This window comes from Collinsella sp. TF12-2AT, assembly GCF_003436735.1.
In the GTDB taxonomy this organism is placed as follows: domain Bacteria; phylum Actinomycetota; class Coriobacteriia; order Coriobacteriales; family Coriobacteriaceae; genus Collinsella.
Map to the genome: position 1 here is coordinate 1 of NZ_QSQK01000002.1, position 16,413 is coordinate 16,413.

12 protein-coding genes are annotated in these 16,413 nt (G+C 59.9%); 7 read left to right on the plus strand and 5 right to left on the minus strand.

Annotated features, from left to right (window positions below; all coding sequences use genetic code 11):
* Positions 1-108: 108 nt before the first annotated feature.
* Positions 109-990 carry a homoserine kinase gene (gene thrB / locus DXD24_RS01860; RefSeq protein ID WP_117645987.1) on the minus strand — a complete coding sequence of 294 codons (882 nt, stop codon included), beginning with the start codon at positions 988-990 and terminating at the stop codon, positions 109-111.
* A gap of 203 nt (positions 991-1,193) precedes the next feature.
* Positions 1,194-2,711, minus strand: coding sequence for a threonine synthase (thrC, locus tag DXD24_RS01865; protein WP_117645989.1), 1,518 nt, complete (start codon positions 2,709-2,711; stop codon positions 1,194-1,196).
* A 103-nt stretch (positions 2,712-2,814) separates the two neighbouring features.
* Between thrC and DXD24_RS01870 the strand changes: the two genes are divergently transcribed.
* From DXD24_RS01870 to DXD24_RS01890, 5 genes are all read left to right on the plus strand, one after another.
* The gene (locus DXD24_RS01870) at positions 2,815-4,203 is read left to right on the plus strand and encodes an aspartate kinase (RefSeq protein WP_117645991.1); all 1,389 of its coding nucleotides are present in this window, start codon (positions 2,815-2,817) and stop codon (positions 4,201-4,203) included.
* A gap of 173 nt (positions 4,204-4,376) precedes the next feature.
* Positions 4,377-5,402: an aspartate-semialdehyde dehydrogenase gene (locus DXD24_RS01875; RefSeq protein WP_089572346.1), complete on the plus strand. Its 1,026-nt coding sequence runs from the start codon at positions 4,377-4,379 to the stop codon at positions 5,400-5,402.
* Between the two features lie 643 nt (positions 5,403-6,045).
* Entirely contained in the window at positions 6,046-6,624 is a 579-nt protein-coding gene (locus DXD24_RS01880) for a methylated-DNA--[protein]-cysteine S-methyltransferase (RefSeq protein ID WP_233502300.1), read from the plus strand.
* Positions 6,625-6,852: 228 nt separating this feature from the next.
* A complete protein-coding gene (locus DXD24_RS01885) occupies positions 6,853-7,542 on the plus strand; it encodes a response regulator transcription factor (protein WP_117645996.1) in 690 nt (229 codons plus the stop codon).
* A complete protein-coding gene (locus tag DXD24_RS01890; protein WP_117645998.1) occupies positions 7,539-8,918 on the plus strand; it encodes a sensor histidine kinase KdpD in 1,380 nt (459 codons plus the stop codon). Before DXD24_RS01885 ends, DXD24_RS01890 begins: the two co-directional genes overlap by 4 nt.
* A gap of 209 nt (positions 8,919-9,127) precedes the next feature.
* On the opposite strand, the gene DXD24_RS01895 is transcribed toward DXD24_RS01890, so the two are convergent.
* Together DXD24_RS01895 and DXD24_RS01900 are read right to left on the minus strand one after the other, a co-directional pair.
* Positions 9,128-10,363, minus strand: coding sequence for a chloride channel protein (locus tag DXD24_RS01895; RefSeq protein WP_117645999.1), 1,236 nt, complete (start codon positions 10,361-10,363; stop codon positions 9,128-9,130).
* Between the two features lie 185 nt (positions 10,364-10,548).
* Positions 10,549-11,187 carry a GyrI-like domain-containing protein gene (locus DXD24_RS01900; protein ID WP_117646002.1) on the minus strand — a complete coding sequence of 213 codons (639 nt, stop codon included), beginning with the start codon at positions 11,185-11,187 and terminating at the stop codon, positions 10,549-10,551.
* 271 nt (positions 11,188-11,458) lie between these two features.
* On the opposite strand from DXD24_RS01900, the gene DXD24_RS01905 reads away from it, so the two are divergent.
* Both DXD24_RS01905 and DXD24_RS01910 read left to right on the plus strand, forming a co-directional pair.
* Positions 11,459-12,160: an ABC transporter ATP-binding protein gene (locus DXD24_RS01905; protein ID WP_117646003.1), complete on the plus strand. Its 702-nt coding sequence runs from the start codon at positions 11,459-11,461 to the stop codon at positions 12,158-12,160.
* 5 nt (positions 12,161-12,165) lie between these two features.
* The gene (locus tag DXD24_RS01910; RefSeq protein ID WP_233502301.1) at positions 12,166-14,931 is read left to right on the plus strand and encodes an FtsX-like permease family protein; all 2,766 of its coding nucleotides are present in this window, start codon (positions 12,166-12,168) and stop codon (positions 14,929-14,931) included.
* Positions 14,932-15,450: 519 nt separating this feature from the next.
* On the opposite strand, the gene DXD24_RS01915 is transcribed toward DXD24_RS01910, so the two are convergent.
* A complete protein-coding gene (locus DXD24_RS01915) occupies positions 15,451-16,371 on the minus strand; it encodes a helix-turn-helix domain-containing protein (protein WP_117646005.1) in 921 nt (306 codons plus the stop codon).
* Positions 16,372-16,413 lie beyond the last annotated feature (42 nt).

Sequence of the window (16,413 nt, forward strand, 5' to 3'; positions counted from 1 at the left end):
GACGGCAGGACCCCCGCCGCACGAAGTGCGCAGCGGGGGTCCTGCCATGTCCGAGGACGATTTGGGGGCAAAGCCCCTGGCCTCCCCGGCGGGTATAAGGTACGGCGACTACAGGTATTCGATCTGGGCGCCTTCCGTGTCGCACGTCAGAATATGCGTCTCACACTTGGGGAACTGCTCACGCAGCTTGACCTGCAGGAACTTCGCCACGATGGTATCGTCGGTTACGGCCATGAGGGTCGAGCCGGAGCCACTGATCCAGATGGTCTTGGCGCCGCCGTTAAGGCAGGTGTCGCGCACAGCGTTGTAGTCGGGGATGAGGCGACGGCGATACGGCTCTTGGATGCGGTCGTCATTGGCAGCGGCAATCAGGTCGAGGTTGCCGGACTCAAGACCGCGCGTCATACCGGCGATACGGCCCATCTGCCATACGGCGGTGGAGAGCGGAACTTCCTGCGGCACGACCTTGCGCGCCTCGCTCGTATGTACCTCGTAGGGCGGAATCACGGTAATAAAACGCAAGCGATCACTCACCTCGTAGCGCAGGCACTGGGGGAGCGAATCGGTCGGCGTAAAGGAGCAGACGGCACCGCCCAGGATAGCGGGGGCGACGTTATCGGGATGGCCCTCGACCTCGGTGGCAATGCGGACGAGCTCGGCACGGTCGACGGTGTGGCCCGTCAGCGCGGCGGCTGCCATGATGCCAGCGACGACGCAGGTGGAGCTGGAACCTAGGCCGCGAGCGACGGGCACATCGGTTTGAATGTCGATGGCAACGGGAAAAGCCGGCTCGCCCCATGCGGCCAGTGCATCGACAAAGCTCACGTAAACCAGGTTGTTCTCGTTTTGGAACTCCTCGGGGCAGCCGGTGATGGTGAGCTTGTCGGCGCGCTCGAAGGTGAAGTGCGAGTAGAGGCTGACGGCCATGCCGAGGGTGTCGTAGCCAATGCCCAAGTTGGCGCTCGTTGCTGGGACGGTGATCTTGATCATGTGAGTCCTCCTGGCGTGCCTGGCTGTTTAGTTCGCTGCTCGGACAGTCCTGCGCAAGACGGAAAGCACATTAAGTGCTTTCCTTTGCGTGCGGAACTCGCGACGAACTAAACAGCCAGGCACGCTGTGCACGTTCGTCATCATCCCGGTGGGTATCTGATAAAAGAAGGTGCGCCGGCTTTCGCCGGCGCTTAATAAGGGGTTTAGTTGGTGCTCATTCGTTTTGCTGCAGACTCGACGTAGCTTGCCATCTCATCGACGTCGCAGACGTCTTCGAAGCGGACGGGCTTGGCCTCGAGTTCGGCGAGCTGGGTCGGCGCGACCGTGTTGGTGGTCTGCTCGAGCACACGCATAGCCTCAAAGTCGTCCTCGGGCACGTCGAGGCCCAGGGCATCGCAGCAGGCGCGCGGGAACTTGTAGGGGCTGGCGGTCGAAAGCAGCACGCGGGCCTTGGCGCCCTCGGCGGAGGTGACTTTTTCAAAGACGTGATAGCCGCAGGCGGTGTGCGGGTCGATCACGTAGCCGTTTGCATCCCAGCAGCTCTTGATGGCAGCGCGGACTTCGTCCTCGCTGGCCCAGCCGCAGCCAAACACGCTCTGGATCTTGGCCAGCAGGTCGGCGGGAACTTCGTAGCGACCTGTCTGTGCCAGCTGCTCCATAAGGCCGGCAACAAGCTCGCAGTCGCCGTCGGACAGGAAGTAGAGCATGCGCTCCAGGTTGGAGCTAATAAGGATGTCCATCGACGGTGAAATGGTCGTGAAGAACGGGCGGTTACGGTCGTAAACGCCGGTGGTCAGGAAGTCAGCCAGCACGTTGTTCTTGTCGCTCGCCACGACGAGCTTGGCGACGGGCAGGCCCATGCGCTTGGCGTAGTAGCCGGCCAAGATATCGCCGAAGTTGCCAGTCGGCACGCAGAACTCCACGGCGTCGCCGGCCTCGATGGCGCCGGCGCGCAGCAGCTGCGCATAGGCGGCAAAGTAGTAGACAACCTGCGGCACCAGACGGCCCACATTGATGGAGTTGGCGCTCGAGAGCACCGTGCCAGCGGCCTCCAGGCGCTCGGCAAGCTCCTTATCGGCAAAGATGCGCTTGACGGCACTCTGGGCGTCGTCGAAGTTGCCGCGGATACCGCAGACGGCGACGTTATCGCCCTCCTGAGTGGACATCTGCAGGTTCTGGACGCGGCTGACCTTGCCTTCGGGATAAAAGACGGTGATGCCCGTGCCCGGGGCGTCGGCAAAACCGGCGAGTGCTGCCTTGCCGGTGTCGCCTGACGTGGCGGTGACGATCATGATGCGCTCGGCGCCGCCGTCCTTGGCGGAAGTGCGGGCCATGAGGCGGGGGAGCATCTGCAGGGCGACGTCCTTGAAGGCGCTCGTGGGGCCGCCAAAGAGCTCCATCACATAGGTCTGAGGGGCGTCGACGCCCGGTGCGGTGTCGAGTTTGACGAGCGGCGTGACCTCTTCGCTTGCAAATGTGTCGCGGTATGCCTCATTCACGCAGGCAGAAATTTCTTCGGCCGTGTAATCATTCAGTAACATTCCCAACACATCTTGAGCGATTTCGAAGTACGATTTATCGGCAAGCGCGTTGATATCGAGCTGCTGGGTGCCAAGCTCGTCCGAGACGAACAAACCCCCGTCGGGAGCGATGCCGGTGCGGATTGCCACCTTACTTGAGCACGATAAAGTGCGTCCTCGTGTACTATGATAAGTTCCCATATAACACTGCTCCTCGGATGCCTTGGTCCCAATCGGTGAAACCATGGTATCAGAGCGCGCAAAACAGGTTTGCAGAGGCTTTTAGAAAGGTAACCTCAAGCCCATGATTAAGATTGCCAAGTTTGGCGGCTCGTCGGTCGCCGACGCCGAACACTTTAAGAAGATCAAGGCCATTGTCGATGCCGACCCGGCCCGCCGTTTTGTGGTGGTTTCTGCCTGCGGTCGCCGCTTTAAGGGCGATACCAAGGTGACCGACCTGCTCTACTTGGTTAACGCACACGTTAAGTACCACGTGTCGTGCGAGGAGCTGCTCGAGGACATTGGGCAGCGCTATTTTGATATCGCTGACGAGCTGGAGCTCACCTATCCCATCCGCGAGGAGTTCGCGGCCTTTGCCGAGCGCGCCCGTTCCGGTGGCTACTCCACCGAGGAACTCGTGAGCCGCGGCGAGTACTTTACCGCCCGTCTGATGGCCGAGTACCTGGGCCTGCCGTTCCTGGATGCCGCGACGGTCGTGGCGTTCCATCATGACGGTACGCTCAGCATGAACCGCACCGCCGAGCTGGTGCAGGAGTACGGCCAGCAGGGCGGCTTTGTCATGCCCGGTTTCTACGGCGCGACGCGTGAGGGGCAGATCAAGCTGCTCGACCGTGGCGGCGGCGATATTTCCGGCTCGATTCTGGCCAAGTGCCTTGGTGCCGACCTGTACGAGAACTGGACTGACGTCTCGGGTTTCTATTCTGCCGACCCGCGCATCGTACCCGAGGCTCAGCCCATTGCGCGCGTTACCTACGAGGAGCTACGCGAGCTTTCGTACATGGGCGCAAGCGTCCTGCACGAGGAGGCCGTGTTCCCCGTGCGCGAGGCGGGTATTCCGCTGGTCATCAAGAACACCAATGCGCCGCAGGACCCCGGCACCATCATTAGCGAGACGGCCGACGAGGGTGAGGCGGAGCCTATCATTACCGGCGTGACCGGCAAGCGCGGCTTTGTCGCCATCAACGTTGCCCGCGACCGCACCAAGCCCCGTGTCGGCTTTATGCGCCGTGCACTTTCGGTGTTCGAACGCTATGACGTTTCCGTCGAGCATATGCCCACCGGCGTCGACCGCTTTGGCGCCGTGGTACAGGAGCAGGATGTGCACGACTCGCTGTACTCACTCGTGGGTGACATCCAGCAGGAGGTCGAACCGCTCGAGATCGAGGTTGTCGAGGGCTTGGCGCTCATCGCGACCGTCGGTCGTAACCTGCGCGGCCGCGCAGGTATCTCGGGCCACCTGTTTGGCATGCTCGGCCAGGCCGGCGTGAGCGTGCGCATGATTTCGCAGAGCTGTGACGAGATCAACATCATTATCGGTGTCGAGGAGAAGGACTTCGACCTGGCGATTCGGACCATTTACCGCGCCTTCTCCGACGAGAACGGCATTGTGAAGGTCTCCGACCTGGAGGCTCCCGTGCCGGTCGATCCCGCCCCGGCCGCGCTCCACAAGTAGCTGCTATCCCAGTAGATTTTTGGGACTTGCCTCAAAAACTACGGCGGGGCGTTTCGTTTCGGTTTCGTTTCGACGGGGCGGGTTTCGTGCCCGCCCTGTTCTTGTATACACTGGCAACAATAATCGGCCTGCTCGGCGTGCGGGCAAAAGCCACAGCCTTTAAAGGGGGAAGCATGAAACAGTACACGGTTGCTATTTTGGGCGCGACGGGAGCCGTGGGCACCCAGATGCTCGAGTGCCTCAACGAGCAGGAGTTTCCGGTCGGCAAGCTCAAGCTGCTAGCGAGCGCGCGCTCTGCGGGCAAGACCGTCGAGTTCCGCGGCGAGCAGGTTGTGATTGAGGAGGCTTGCCCCGAGGCCTTTGAGGGCTGCGACATCGTGCTCGGCGCCGCCGGCGACGATATTGCGAAGGAGCTACTGCCCGAGGCCGTCAAGCGCGGCGCCGTCGTGGTCGACAACAGCCACGCCTTCCGCATGGATCCCGAGGTGCCGCTGGTTGTGCCTGAGATCAATGCCGACGACATCAAGTGGCATCACGGCCTTATCGCCAATCCCAACTGCGCGACCATCATCGGCCTGGTTCCTACGTGGCCGCTGCATCAGCTCGCCGGCGTGAAGCGCATGATCGTCTCGACGTATCAGGCGGCTTCGGGTGCCGGCGCTCCCGGTATGGCCGAGCTCGAGGCTCAGTTGGCCGCCCTGGGCCGCGGCGAGGAGATTCCCGAGCCGCGCGCCTTTGCCGCCCAGCTGGCGAGCAACCTGATTCCGCAGATTGGCGGTGTCAAGGAGGAGGGCTTTACCTCCGAGGAGATGAAGCTGCAAAACGAGGGCCGCAAGATCATGCATCTGCCCGAGCTGCGCGTGAACTGCACCTGTGTGCGCGTGCCCGTGCTGCGCTCGCACTCCGAGAGCATTACGCTCGAGTTCGAGCGCGATATTACGGTGGAAGAGGCCCGTGCCGCGCTGGCCGCCGCTCCGGGCGTGAAGCTGGTCGACGACATGAGCGCCGAGGACGCGCACGATCGCTTCCCCATGCCGATGGATACGTCCGACCAGGACCTGATTTGGGTCGGTCGCGTGCGTCGCGACATCTCGAACCCCGAGGCCGCGCGCGGCATCACCTTCTGGTGCTGCGGCGACCAAATCCGCAAGGGCGCGGCAACCAACGCCGTCCAGATTGCTAAGCTGCTCTGCGAGTAGTGCGACCTGTCCGGCGGGGGCCGGGCTTAGTTTTCAGAACGTCCTCGACCATGTGTGGCGCCTTGTCCTGCTCCTTCGGAGCCGCGGACAAGGCGCCACACTGGTCTGCGGAGTGTTCTGAAAACTAAGCCCGGCCCCTGCCTGCGGTGACTCGGCTGCGAGCGGCCTGCGATGGGGCCGTTGCTGGTTGGGGCCGCTGGGCTGATGTGGGGGCACGTGGTTGTTGCGGGCCCTAGTCCCGGCGGCGGCCTCGGCGCTTCGCGCCTGCTGCCTGGGGTGACTTTGGGCTTGGTGTGAATTGAGGTCTAATACTTTTCCCGTGAAGTGAACGACCTTATTTGGACCCCCGAAGCATTGGCATATTTTGACCGCTATTTCCTGCGGATTTGCAGCGCGAATCCTGCGGTTTTGCGGTCTAAAGGTGTGGATGCTCCGGGACTTCGTTTTTACTCGTTCACTTCTCGGGAAAAGTATTAGAGCTCAGCTGGCGGGGGTACCGCTCTGGTGTCGATGCCCTGCGTCTTTTTCGCTTGATTAGAGAGAACAGTCTCGCTTAAGTAATTGCGAGCCCGTCCAGACGTATCTGCGGGGTTGTCTGTACAATTCGCGGTATTATGTTGCGGAGTTTTGAAGGGAGCCGCTGGTGGTCACGACGACGTTTGCTTCGCCTTTGGGCGAAATCTTGCTTGCCGCTGATGGCCGCGGTCTGACGGGGCTTTGGTTTGAGGGGCAGGAGCACTTTGGTTCCACGCTTCTTAAAGAAAGCGCCGAATACGTTGAGGGCACCGATGCAGTTTCGGGTGCCGGGGGCATGCAGACGGTAAATCCGGCCAATGGCGCGGCTTCTTCGGTGCTAGAGCGTTCTTGGGCTTGGCTCAACGCCTATTTTGCGGGGCAGGAGCCTCGGTTTACGCCGCCGTTGCATTTGATTGGCACGGCGTTTCAGCGTGAGGTTTGGTTTGAGCTACTTTCAATTCCGCGTGGCGAGGTCGCTACGTATGGCGAGATCGCCCAGCGTGTTGCGGCTCGACATCGTGTGCCGGGAAATGAGGCGCCCGTTGTGTCCCCACGTGCTGTGGGGGCTGCGGTCGCGCGTAATCCCATTTCGATTATCGTGCCGTGTCATCGCGTGGTTGCCGCTGACGGGTCGCTCAACGGATATGCCGGTGGCCTCGACCGCAAGGAGTGGCTGCTTCGGCTTGAGGGCGCGTACGAGGAATAGTGCCCGAACAATTTGCATAACTAGGACGCCGCGAAAGGACGAGTCGCTGTCCCTTCGCGGCTAACATGCGTCCAAGCGCTCGACATCTGCGCCTTAAGTTTGGCTAAGCCATATCCTGCGCATTTGAAAACACGCAGGTTGAGCAGCTGAGGCTGCGCTAAGGCAGCTGGCGGTGCGCTATTATCGGCAGTATCAAAACCTGTATAGCCGTGCGCCAAAGGAACAACTATGAAGCTGATGCTTGCCGAGGACGAACCCGGCCTCTCCCGCGCCCTCACCGCGATTCTTCAACATAGCGACTACGAGGTCGACACCGCGCTCGATGGTCTGACGGCGCTCGAGTATCTGCTCGCCAACGACTATGACGCCGCAATCCTGGACATCATGATGCCCGGCATGGACGGCATCGAGGTGCTCAAGCGCACGCGTGAGGCCGGCAAACGCCTGCCCATCATCATGCTTACGGCAAAAAGCGAGGTGTCCGATAAGGTCGAGGGCCTGGACGCCGGCGCCAACGATTACCTGACCAAGCCGTTTGCCGCCAAGGAACTGCTCGCACGCATTCGTGCCATGACGCGTGCCGCCACGGCGATTGACGCTACGACGCTCAGCGTGGGCAACGTGCGTCTTGACACGGCGGCGTGCACGCTCGTGGGCCCCTTGGGCGAGGAACACCTAGCCAATCGCGAGTTTCAGCTTATGGAACTCTTTATGCGCAACGCCGGCACGCGCATGCCCACCGAACGCCTGATGCTCGAGGTTTGGGGCGAGGACGCGCCCGAAGGCGCCAACGTGGTGTGGGTCTATATCTCGTACCTGCGCAAAAAGCTGACGGCGCTGGGTGCCGACGTGGCCATCCGCGCGTCGCGCAACCAGGGATATTCGCTTGAGGTGATTGAGGAGGGCGAGCAGGCGTGAGCGTGCGCGCGTGGTGGAAGCGCATGGCGGAGCCGTCTCGTGCCGCCTCGAGTGGTGCGGGGCGGGCAAATGCTGCTGACGCATTGGGCCGCCGCCTGCGTCGCAAGTTCATCCTCGTCGCCATGGGCGCTGTGACCGTGGTGCTCATGCTCATCATTGCCGGCATCAATGGCGTGAATTATTCGCATGTTTGCAAGATGGCCGATGCTCGCCTGGACTATATCCTGGCAGGCAGGGGCGGCCTCGATTGGGAAGACGAGTCCAGGACCGATCCCGGCAATGGCGGGGACGCGAGCACCGGCATGGTTGCGGACGGCGATCGAGCGGGCGCTCGCGTGGGACATTTTGAAGGCATGACGGCGGAGTCCCCCTTCGACACGCGCTACTTTACGGTGACGCTTGTCGAAGGGCGGGTGGTCGATGTCAATACCGCCCGCATTGCCGCGGTGGGCGCCAAGCGTGCCGCCCGTATTGCCATGGGGCTGGATGCCAAGGGCCTGACCTCTGGGTTTTCTGGTAACTACCGCTATACGACCACAGCTCAAGGCGAAAAGACCACCTATGTGTTCGTGGACTGTTCGCGCGAGCTTGCAAGTTTCCATTCGTTTTTGAGCGCGAGTGTGGCAATCAGCTGCATTGGCTGGCTGGCGGTGCTGGCAATTGTAACGGTCGCCTCGGGCGCCGTGATTCGACCGATGGTCGAGAGCTACAGCAAACAAAAGCGGTTCATTACCGATGCAAGCCACGAGATCAAGACGCCGCTGGCTGTGATTGATGCCGCGAACGAGGTACAAGAGATTGAAAGCGGCGAGAGTGAGTGGACGCAGAGCATTCACGAGCAGGTGGCGCGACTGACGGCGCTTACGGAGCGTCTGGTTTTTTTGGCGCGCATGGACGAGGGCTCGGCGGGTTTTGCCATGACGTCGACCGATCTCTCGGAGGCAGTTGACAAGGCAGCCGCGCCGTTTGAATCGGTGGCGGTCTCGCGCGGCAAGCGTCTGTCGATGTCGGTTGCGACCGGCGTGCGCGCTCATGCCGATGCCGCGGCGGTGGCGCAGGTGGTTGAGTTGCTGTTGGACAACGCCACGCGCTATGCGAGCGAGGGCAGCGTGATCGAGCTGAGTCTGCGTGCCGTCTCGCGCGGTGCGGGCAAAGGCTCGGCAGAGCTTGTCGTATCGAACGCTGTAGACGAGCTGCCCGAAGGCGACCTGGACCGATTGTTCGACCGCTTCTATCGTGCGGACGTGTCGCGCAGCTCCAAGACAGGCGGCTCGGGTGTGGGCCTATCCGTCGTGCGCGCCATCGCCGAGGCCCATGGCGGCTCCGCTACCGTATCTGGCCACGACCATCAGATCACCTTCACCGTCCGCTTCTAAAACCTGCCAAATAGGGACAGGTTTATTTTGGCAGGTTTTATCTGGGGAAACGTCGACGGAGGAGGCTGTGGGCTGAGGGTATGTCCCGGCGTGACGCTGCGGAGTGGGACGCACTTTCCTCTTGGGGCGCCTAGCGGAAACTGCATTCCAGTTTGAGGCTTCAGAACGGGACGCAGTTTCCGGTTGAGACCACCTGCTTGGATATCTTTCTACGCTCGCTCTTGCAGGGCGTAGATCGACTTATCCATGTTGAACAGGTAAGCCACGACGCAGACAATAAAGAACATCGGTAGATTACTGAAACCGAAGACCTCGCAGCCAATGAGGATCGGCGCGAGCAGCGTATGGGTGGCGCTGCCAAAGACGGCTGCGTAGCCCAGCGCGGCGCAAAGCTCGATGGGCATGCCGAGAATCCCGGCGAGTACGACACCCAGGCTGGCTCCGATGGAAAACAACGGCGTCACCTCGCCACCCTGATATCCTGCGGCAAGCGTGGTAATGGTGAGTGCGAATTTGAGCGCCCAGTCCCAAGGCATGATGGCGACCTTGCCGTCACCGTCGAGCGCCGCCGATATCAGGTTGGTGCCAAGACCGCAGTATCGACCCTGCCATAGTGCGAACAGAATCGCCGATAGCGCAATGCCCATAACGGCGATGCGCACATAGGGGTTGGGGAGTAGCCGCGCCGCAAGGGTCTTGGCGTGGGCAAGGCACCAGGCAAAGGCGCCGCCAACCATGCCAAACGCGATGCCCAACACCGCAAGCCGCCCAAGACCGGGGAGGTCAAGCGCGTATGAGGCGGTAACGGCGACCTCGAACTTCTCGAGTCCCAGGGCGCCCGAGGTCACACTTGCGGCGAGTGAGGCCGTAAGCGCGGGAAACAGCGCGCGGTATTCCATGCGTCCTGCGACCAGTACTTCGATAGCAAAGACCGTGGCGGCGAGTGGCGTTCGAAAGAGTCCGGCAAAGCCGGCAGCCATGCCGATAAGCAAAAACGTGTTGCCGGGGTTTCGGAAAGGTAGACGCCGGCCGATCCAGTGCGAAACGGTTGCACCGATCTGCACGGCTACGCCCTCGCGTCCCGCGCTGCCGCCAAAGAGGTGCGTCCCCCACGTGCTCAGCATAACGAGCGGCACGAGACGCGGGGAGATGACGTCTTCGCGCCCGTGGCCTACGTCAAATACCAGGCTCATGCCGCGGTCGGTGCCCTTGCCCCAAGTACGGTAGGCAAACACGATGGCAAGGCCCATGAGGGCGAGGAAGGGAAGAAGCAGGGTGATGTACTCGTCGCGGAAGACGCCAATCGCCAGAAGCACGCGTCCAAAGAGGGCACAGATGACGCCAACGATGATGCCGATAGGGATTCCGACAGTACCTATGAGCACGAGGCCGCTATAGGTGTTGGCCAGTCGTTTAATCCTGCTTGATGCGCTGCTTTCTGACATTTTACTTTCCGACGCTTGCTCTCATGATAGAAAAAGAGCTGGAGTTGCGCATCGTTGAGAGGCTTTCCAGCTTTAGCAAAAGAAACTTATAAGATGCGACGGGCCGCGTCAAGATTATTACCGGACGGCCTAGGAGACGGCTGGTTGGCTGGCTTAAAACCTAGCGCGTGAAATGACGCCCCACGCTATTCAACGCGCTTGATAGGATGACGAACCACGGTCTTAAGTTTCTCCGGTGCGCATTTGCGTGGATCGGAGAGATAGATTTCGTGATGTAAACGGGTGTCTGAGAAGTCGGGAACATAGCCCAGCTCGGTCGTGTATTCATGCATAGCGTCTACGGTCGCCGGTTCGTTGTCGTAGGGCCCGGTGTGCATGCATTGAACGCAGAGACCCTCGTCAACTATAAGCAGTTCGACGGCGGAAAAGTCCAGTTTCTTTTTGGTCGTGGCTTCCGCGGCTGCCCAGTCAAAGTCATCTCGGGTGACGAAATCGGGCAGGCGGATGCACGAGATAAAGTTAAAATTGTCCTTGTGTACATAATCGATGTCGCCGCTCGGGGACTCTTGCCACCAGAAACCCTCGAGCGGCGGTACCACAAAGTCGAAATAGCCCTCGATACTCCTTGAGCCTTTCTTTGACATCTTGACGGTATAGGCGATGCCGTAAAGTAGCGGCAGGGCGTTTTGATACTCGCCACCTTCGGTATTTGGGTCGCCCTTTCCGCGAACGGCAACGTAGCTCATAGGCGGGACAGTTACGATACTCGGCTTGCTTGCAGGTTTGTAGAGCTCCTTGCATTCCTTCTTAAAGTCGAACGCCATGTTGGCCGCCTTTCTGCGTATTGGCCTGCTTAGATAGTTGAATCATATCATAGAAACGAACAGCTGTTCGAATGATTTGGCTGACAGATTGAGATGCGTGCGTTGTGTTTGGCGGTCGGCCTGACCCCGTCGATGATTTCTCGGCCTCCCCGGCGCCTCATCTATAGCTGCCGTTTCCCCATATAAAACCTGTCAAAATAAACCTGTCCCTTTTTGGTCGGTGCGAAATGGGTAATACTAAAGAGTTGTCCGACCAGATGGGAATTAATCGATGGCTTATATCGAATTCAAAGACGTCATCAAGGCGTACGGCGAGGGCGACGCCCGCATTCACGCGCTCGACGGCGCGAGCTTTACGGTCGAGCGCGGCGAGCTCGCCATCATTTTGGGTGCTTCGGGTGCCGGCAAGACCACGGCGCTCAACATCCTGGGCGGTATGGATACGGTAACCTCCGGCACCGTGACGGTGGACGGACGCGACGTGAGCTCCGCCAACGAGGCGCAGCTCGTGGAATACCGCCGCGCCGACGTCGGCTTTGTCTTCCAGTTCTACAATCTGGTCCCCAACCTGACGGCGCTCGAAAACGTCGAGCTCGCAGCTCAGATCTGCCCCGATTCGCTCGATGCCGAACAGACGCTTCGCCAGGTTGGCCTGGGTGAGCGTCTCGCCAACTTCCCCGCGCAGCTTTCGGGCGGCGAGCAGCAGCGCGTGTCCATCGCCCGCGCGCTGGCCAAGAACCCCAAGCTGCTTTTGTGCGACGAGCCCACAGGCGCGCTCGACTATAAAACCGGCAAGCAGATCTTGCAGCTGCTACAGGACACCTGTCGCAAGCAGGGCATTACGGTCATTATCATCACGCACAACTCCGCGCTCGCGCCCATGGCCGATCGCCTGATCCGCTTTAAGAGTGGTCGCGTGGAGAGCGAGACGGTCCAGCAAAATCCCGTGCCTATCGAGACGATCGAGTGGTAGCGCCCATGGACCAGGACCGCCAAAACAGCCTACGCCGCGACGCGCAGAACACGGAGCGCGAGCAGGATTTTACGACCTACCGCACTGCCCAAAGCTCAAACGATATGGTGCCGACGGTTTTTCGCCGTGGCATCTACCGCACAATCCGAGGCAGTCTTAAGCGCTTCTTGTCAATCGTGGTCATCACCGCGCTTGGCGTGAGCGTGATGTGCGGCCTTAAGGCGGGCTGCGAGGACCTGTGTGATTCGGTCGACGCCTATTTTGACCAGCAAAATGTTTATGACATCAACGTGCAGTCGACCTATGGTCTGACCGATGACGATCTTGCTGCGATCCAAGAGGTCGATGGCGTCGAGACGGCCGAGGGCATCTACACCGAGACCGCCTACACCGCCGTGGGCACAACGCGCGAACGCGTGGTCGTGCAGAGTCTCTCCAAGGAGAACATCGATCAACCGGTGTTGGTGAGCGGTACGCTGCCCGAGGCATCGGATGAGGTGGCTGTAACTTCGAAGTTCCTGAAGGCTTCGGGCAAAAAGTTCGGCGATACCGTGAGTTTTGCCGCCAATGACGCAAGCTCGTCGAACCAAAGCGCCAAGGACCAGTTTGCCGATGGGGACTACACCATTACGGCTGAGGTCCTCGATCCCACCGACGTGAGCTCCGACTCGACGGTTAACGCCTTTCGTGCTGCTTCGGCTGCGGACTATAAGTTCTATGTGAGTGAGGATGCCACGACATCTTCTTCCTACTCCGCGGTCCACGTGATCGTCGAGGGAGCCAAGAGCCTCAACTCCTATTCGGATGCCTACTCGGCAAAGATTAATGAGGTCAAGGGCAATATCGAGAAGATCCGCGAGGAGCGTGAGAAGGCGCGCGTCCAGGAGTTGACGGTTGACACGCCGACAAGCTTGGATACGGCCGAGCGTCAGGCCGCCATGCTCTTTGGGATCGAGCAGGACAACATCAATCGCATGGCCGAGGGCAGCGACGAGCGTGCGCAGGCGCAAGCCGACCTGGACCAGCGCCGTGCCGCCGCCGACCAGCAGTTTGCCGATGCCCGCGCCGAGCTCTCTGACCTGGGCGAATGCACCTGGTACATCCAGGACCGCGATAACATCGCAAGTTACTCGAGCGTGGAGAGCGATAGCTCTTCGATCGAGGCCATCGCCACGGTTTTCCCGTTTATCTTCTTTGTCGTCGCCGTGCTCATCAGCCTCACCACCGCCACACGCATGGTCGAGGAGGAGCGCACGCTCATCGGCCTGTACAAGGCGCTCGGCTATTCACGCGGACGTATTCTGTCCAAATACGTGGACTACTCGCTGTGGGCGTGTCTGATCGGCGGCGTGCTCGGCAACATCATCGGATTTGTGGGCCTGCCGCTGTTCCTGTTTACGGTGTTCGACGACATGTACTCGCTGCCCCAGATGCTGCTTTCGTACGACATCGTGTCCTCGATCGTCTCGGTGGCGCTGTTTGCCGCGGGCGTGGTGGGCGCTACGATTATCGCCTGCCGCCACGAGATGGCCGAGACCCCAGCCTCGCTCATGCGTCCCAAGGCCCCACGCGCCGGCTCTCGCATCTTGCTTGAGCGCATCGGCTTTATCTGGCACCGCATGGGCTTCTTAAACAAGGTGGCGGCGCGTAACCTGTTCCGCTACAAAAAGCGCGCCTTTATGACCATCTTCGGTATCGCCGGCTGCACGGCGCTCGTGATCTGCGGTATGGGCATTCGCGACACGTCGGTGGCGCTTTCGCCCAAACAGTACGGGCATATCACGCGCTACGACCTGCTGGCGGTCGCCAATCCCGACGATTTTTCGCAGACGTGCGCGGCATTGGATGAGCGCAGCGCGACCAATGATTTCAACGTGACCGTGACCTCGACCCTGCCAATTATGACCGACAACGTCACCTTTACGTTTGGCGGCAAGAGCGAGACCGTGCAGCTCATCGTGATTCCCGACGATCGCACGGGTGACTTGGGCGATTACGTTCGCCTTGAGGACGAGTCCAAAGAACCGCTGCCTTTGCGTGACGGAGACGTGTATCTGAGCAAAAGTTCACAGCTGGTGCTGGGGATTCAGCCGGGCGATACGGCTCACGTCCAGGATTCGTCGCTCAATGTTGCCAAGGTCAAAGTCAGCGACATCTCGCTCAACTATCTGGGCAACACGCTTTACATGACGCAGGGCACCTATGAGCGCGCGTTCGGTCGAAGCGCGCGCCTCAACGGCATCCTTGCGCTGCTTAAGGGTTCGTCGGCCGATCAGATTGCGTTTACCAACCGTCTTAAGAGCGATGGTTGGATTACGCTGTCGAGTACCGCCGAGCATTGGGAAAACTATGAGGCAAACTTTACGATTATCAATTCGGTCGTGGTGCTTGTGACCTTTATGGCGGCGTGCCTGTCGTTTGTGGTGGTATTTACGTTGTCTAACACCAACATCTCGGAGCGCGAACGCGAGCTGGCGACTATCAAGGTGCTGGGCTTCCGTCGTGGCGAGGTACACCACTACGTTAACAAGGAGACGCTGATTTTGACGGCGATTGGTGCCGCGCTGGGCGTGCCGCTGGGTGGCCTGCTTGCCGAGAGCTTTACGTACATCCTGCAGATGCCGTCGCTGTACTTTGACGTCGAAGTCGAGCCGCTGAGCTACGTGCTTGCCGTGGTGCTTTCCTTCGGCTTTACGATCATCGTCAACCTCGCCACCAACCGAACGCTCAACAAGATCGACATGGTCGGCGCCCTCAAGAGCGCCGAGTAACCTGCCAAAAAGGGACAGGTTTATTTTGGCAGGTTTTATCTGGGCGAACGCCGGACAACCATTAGGTGGCCCAGCGTTTGCCCCGTCAAACGGGCTTTCCATTTGCCTTTCATTCTATTTGGTTTTCGCTTACAGGCGTGGATGAAGGGCTTTCTCCAGCCTCCGAGATTGGGCTTGAATGGGTCGTATGCCACAAAACGGGCCTATCTACTACGTTTGCTACCACACCCTCGACCATGACAAAGATTATGAAATTAAAACCGCAGGTAGAGGGCTTGCCAATTTTCGGAAAAGGCGGGTATGGTCGGCCCTCTCGAGTTAAACGTAGTAAATAGGCCCTTTTCTTGGCGCGCGGTCAGCTCAATGCTAATCTCCGTGCCGGAACTGACCCAGTTGTTTGTAAGTTGCGGTGATATAGGGACTGTTTGGCGCTTTGGAGCCTCAAGACAGCCCCTATATCACCGCAACTTGAAAGGGGCGGGCGGTGTTGGATGAGTGGCGCTGGCTGGTTGGGGCGGTTTAGGCCTGTTTGCGGCACTTCCATTGTTTGCGACACCAGCGCATGAGCGCCTTTACGATGGGAATCGTGATGAGGATGATCCATGCAGGATGGGGCTGTCCCAAACAGAGCCACATGTAGAGGAACCAAGCGATGGCGGCTGCCGGGTAGATGACCTCGATCAGCTTAGACAGGTGGCGTTGGTCGATAAAGTCGCCAATCGCGTAGTAGACGGGAATCAAAAAGACGAGGAAAAGCCCCATGCCCCATGTGCCGTAGACAATGCCGAGCACCAAATAGGCGAGGGCGACAAGCGCGGGGAAGGGGAATTTGTTCCATGCACGTCCGACCTTGGTGTGGAAATGCTTGCCATGATGGTCGAGCTTGTCGTGTGCTTCCTTCCAGCTGGAAAACGTCTCGCCGTCGATGGTGACGGTGCCGTCGTCATTGGTATGCACGCTATGTCCATCGTCCTCAAGCGTATCGATATGCAATCCGCCTGGCCCCACATGGACCTCTTCACCCTTGCGCTTGTTAGCCACATGGATGCCACTCCAGCCAACATGAACCTCTTCGCCCTTGTTGGGATCAATAACGTGGATGCCGCGCGCGAGGGAAATATCGAAAAGTGGTTTGTCGCCGCAACCGGCGTGCTCGGCAGAACCCTCAGCCTCGTCAGCCACATCCGCCGTCTCGGTGTCGGCGCTACCGTCCTTCAGGTCGTCGGCATCGTTGGCCGCCTCCCCATATAGCAGCTCGTCCAACGACACGCCATACAGCGCGGCGAGCGCAATAAGGTTATCGGTATCGGGCGAGGATTCGCTGCGCTCCCATTTACTGACAGCCTGACGACTCACACCCAACTGGGCGGCAAGCGCCTCCTGAGAAAGCCCGGCAGCTTTACGGCGATCGACGAGGCGTTGTGCCATCGCAAGATCCATGGTGGTTCCTTTCGTTTGATGGTCGAATCGAATGAGCCGAGT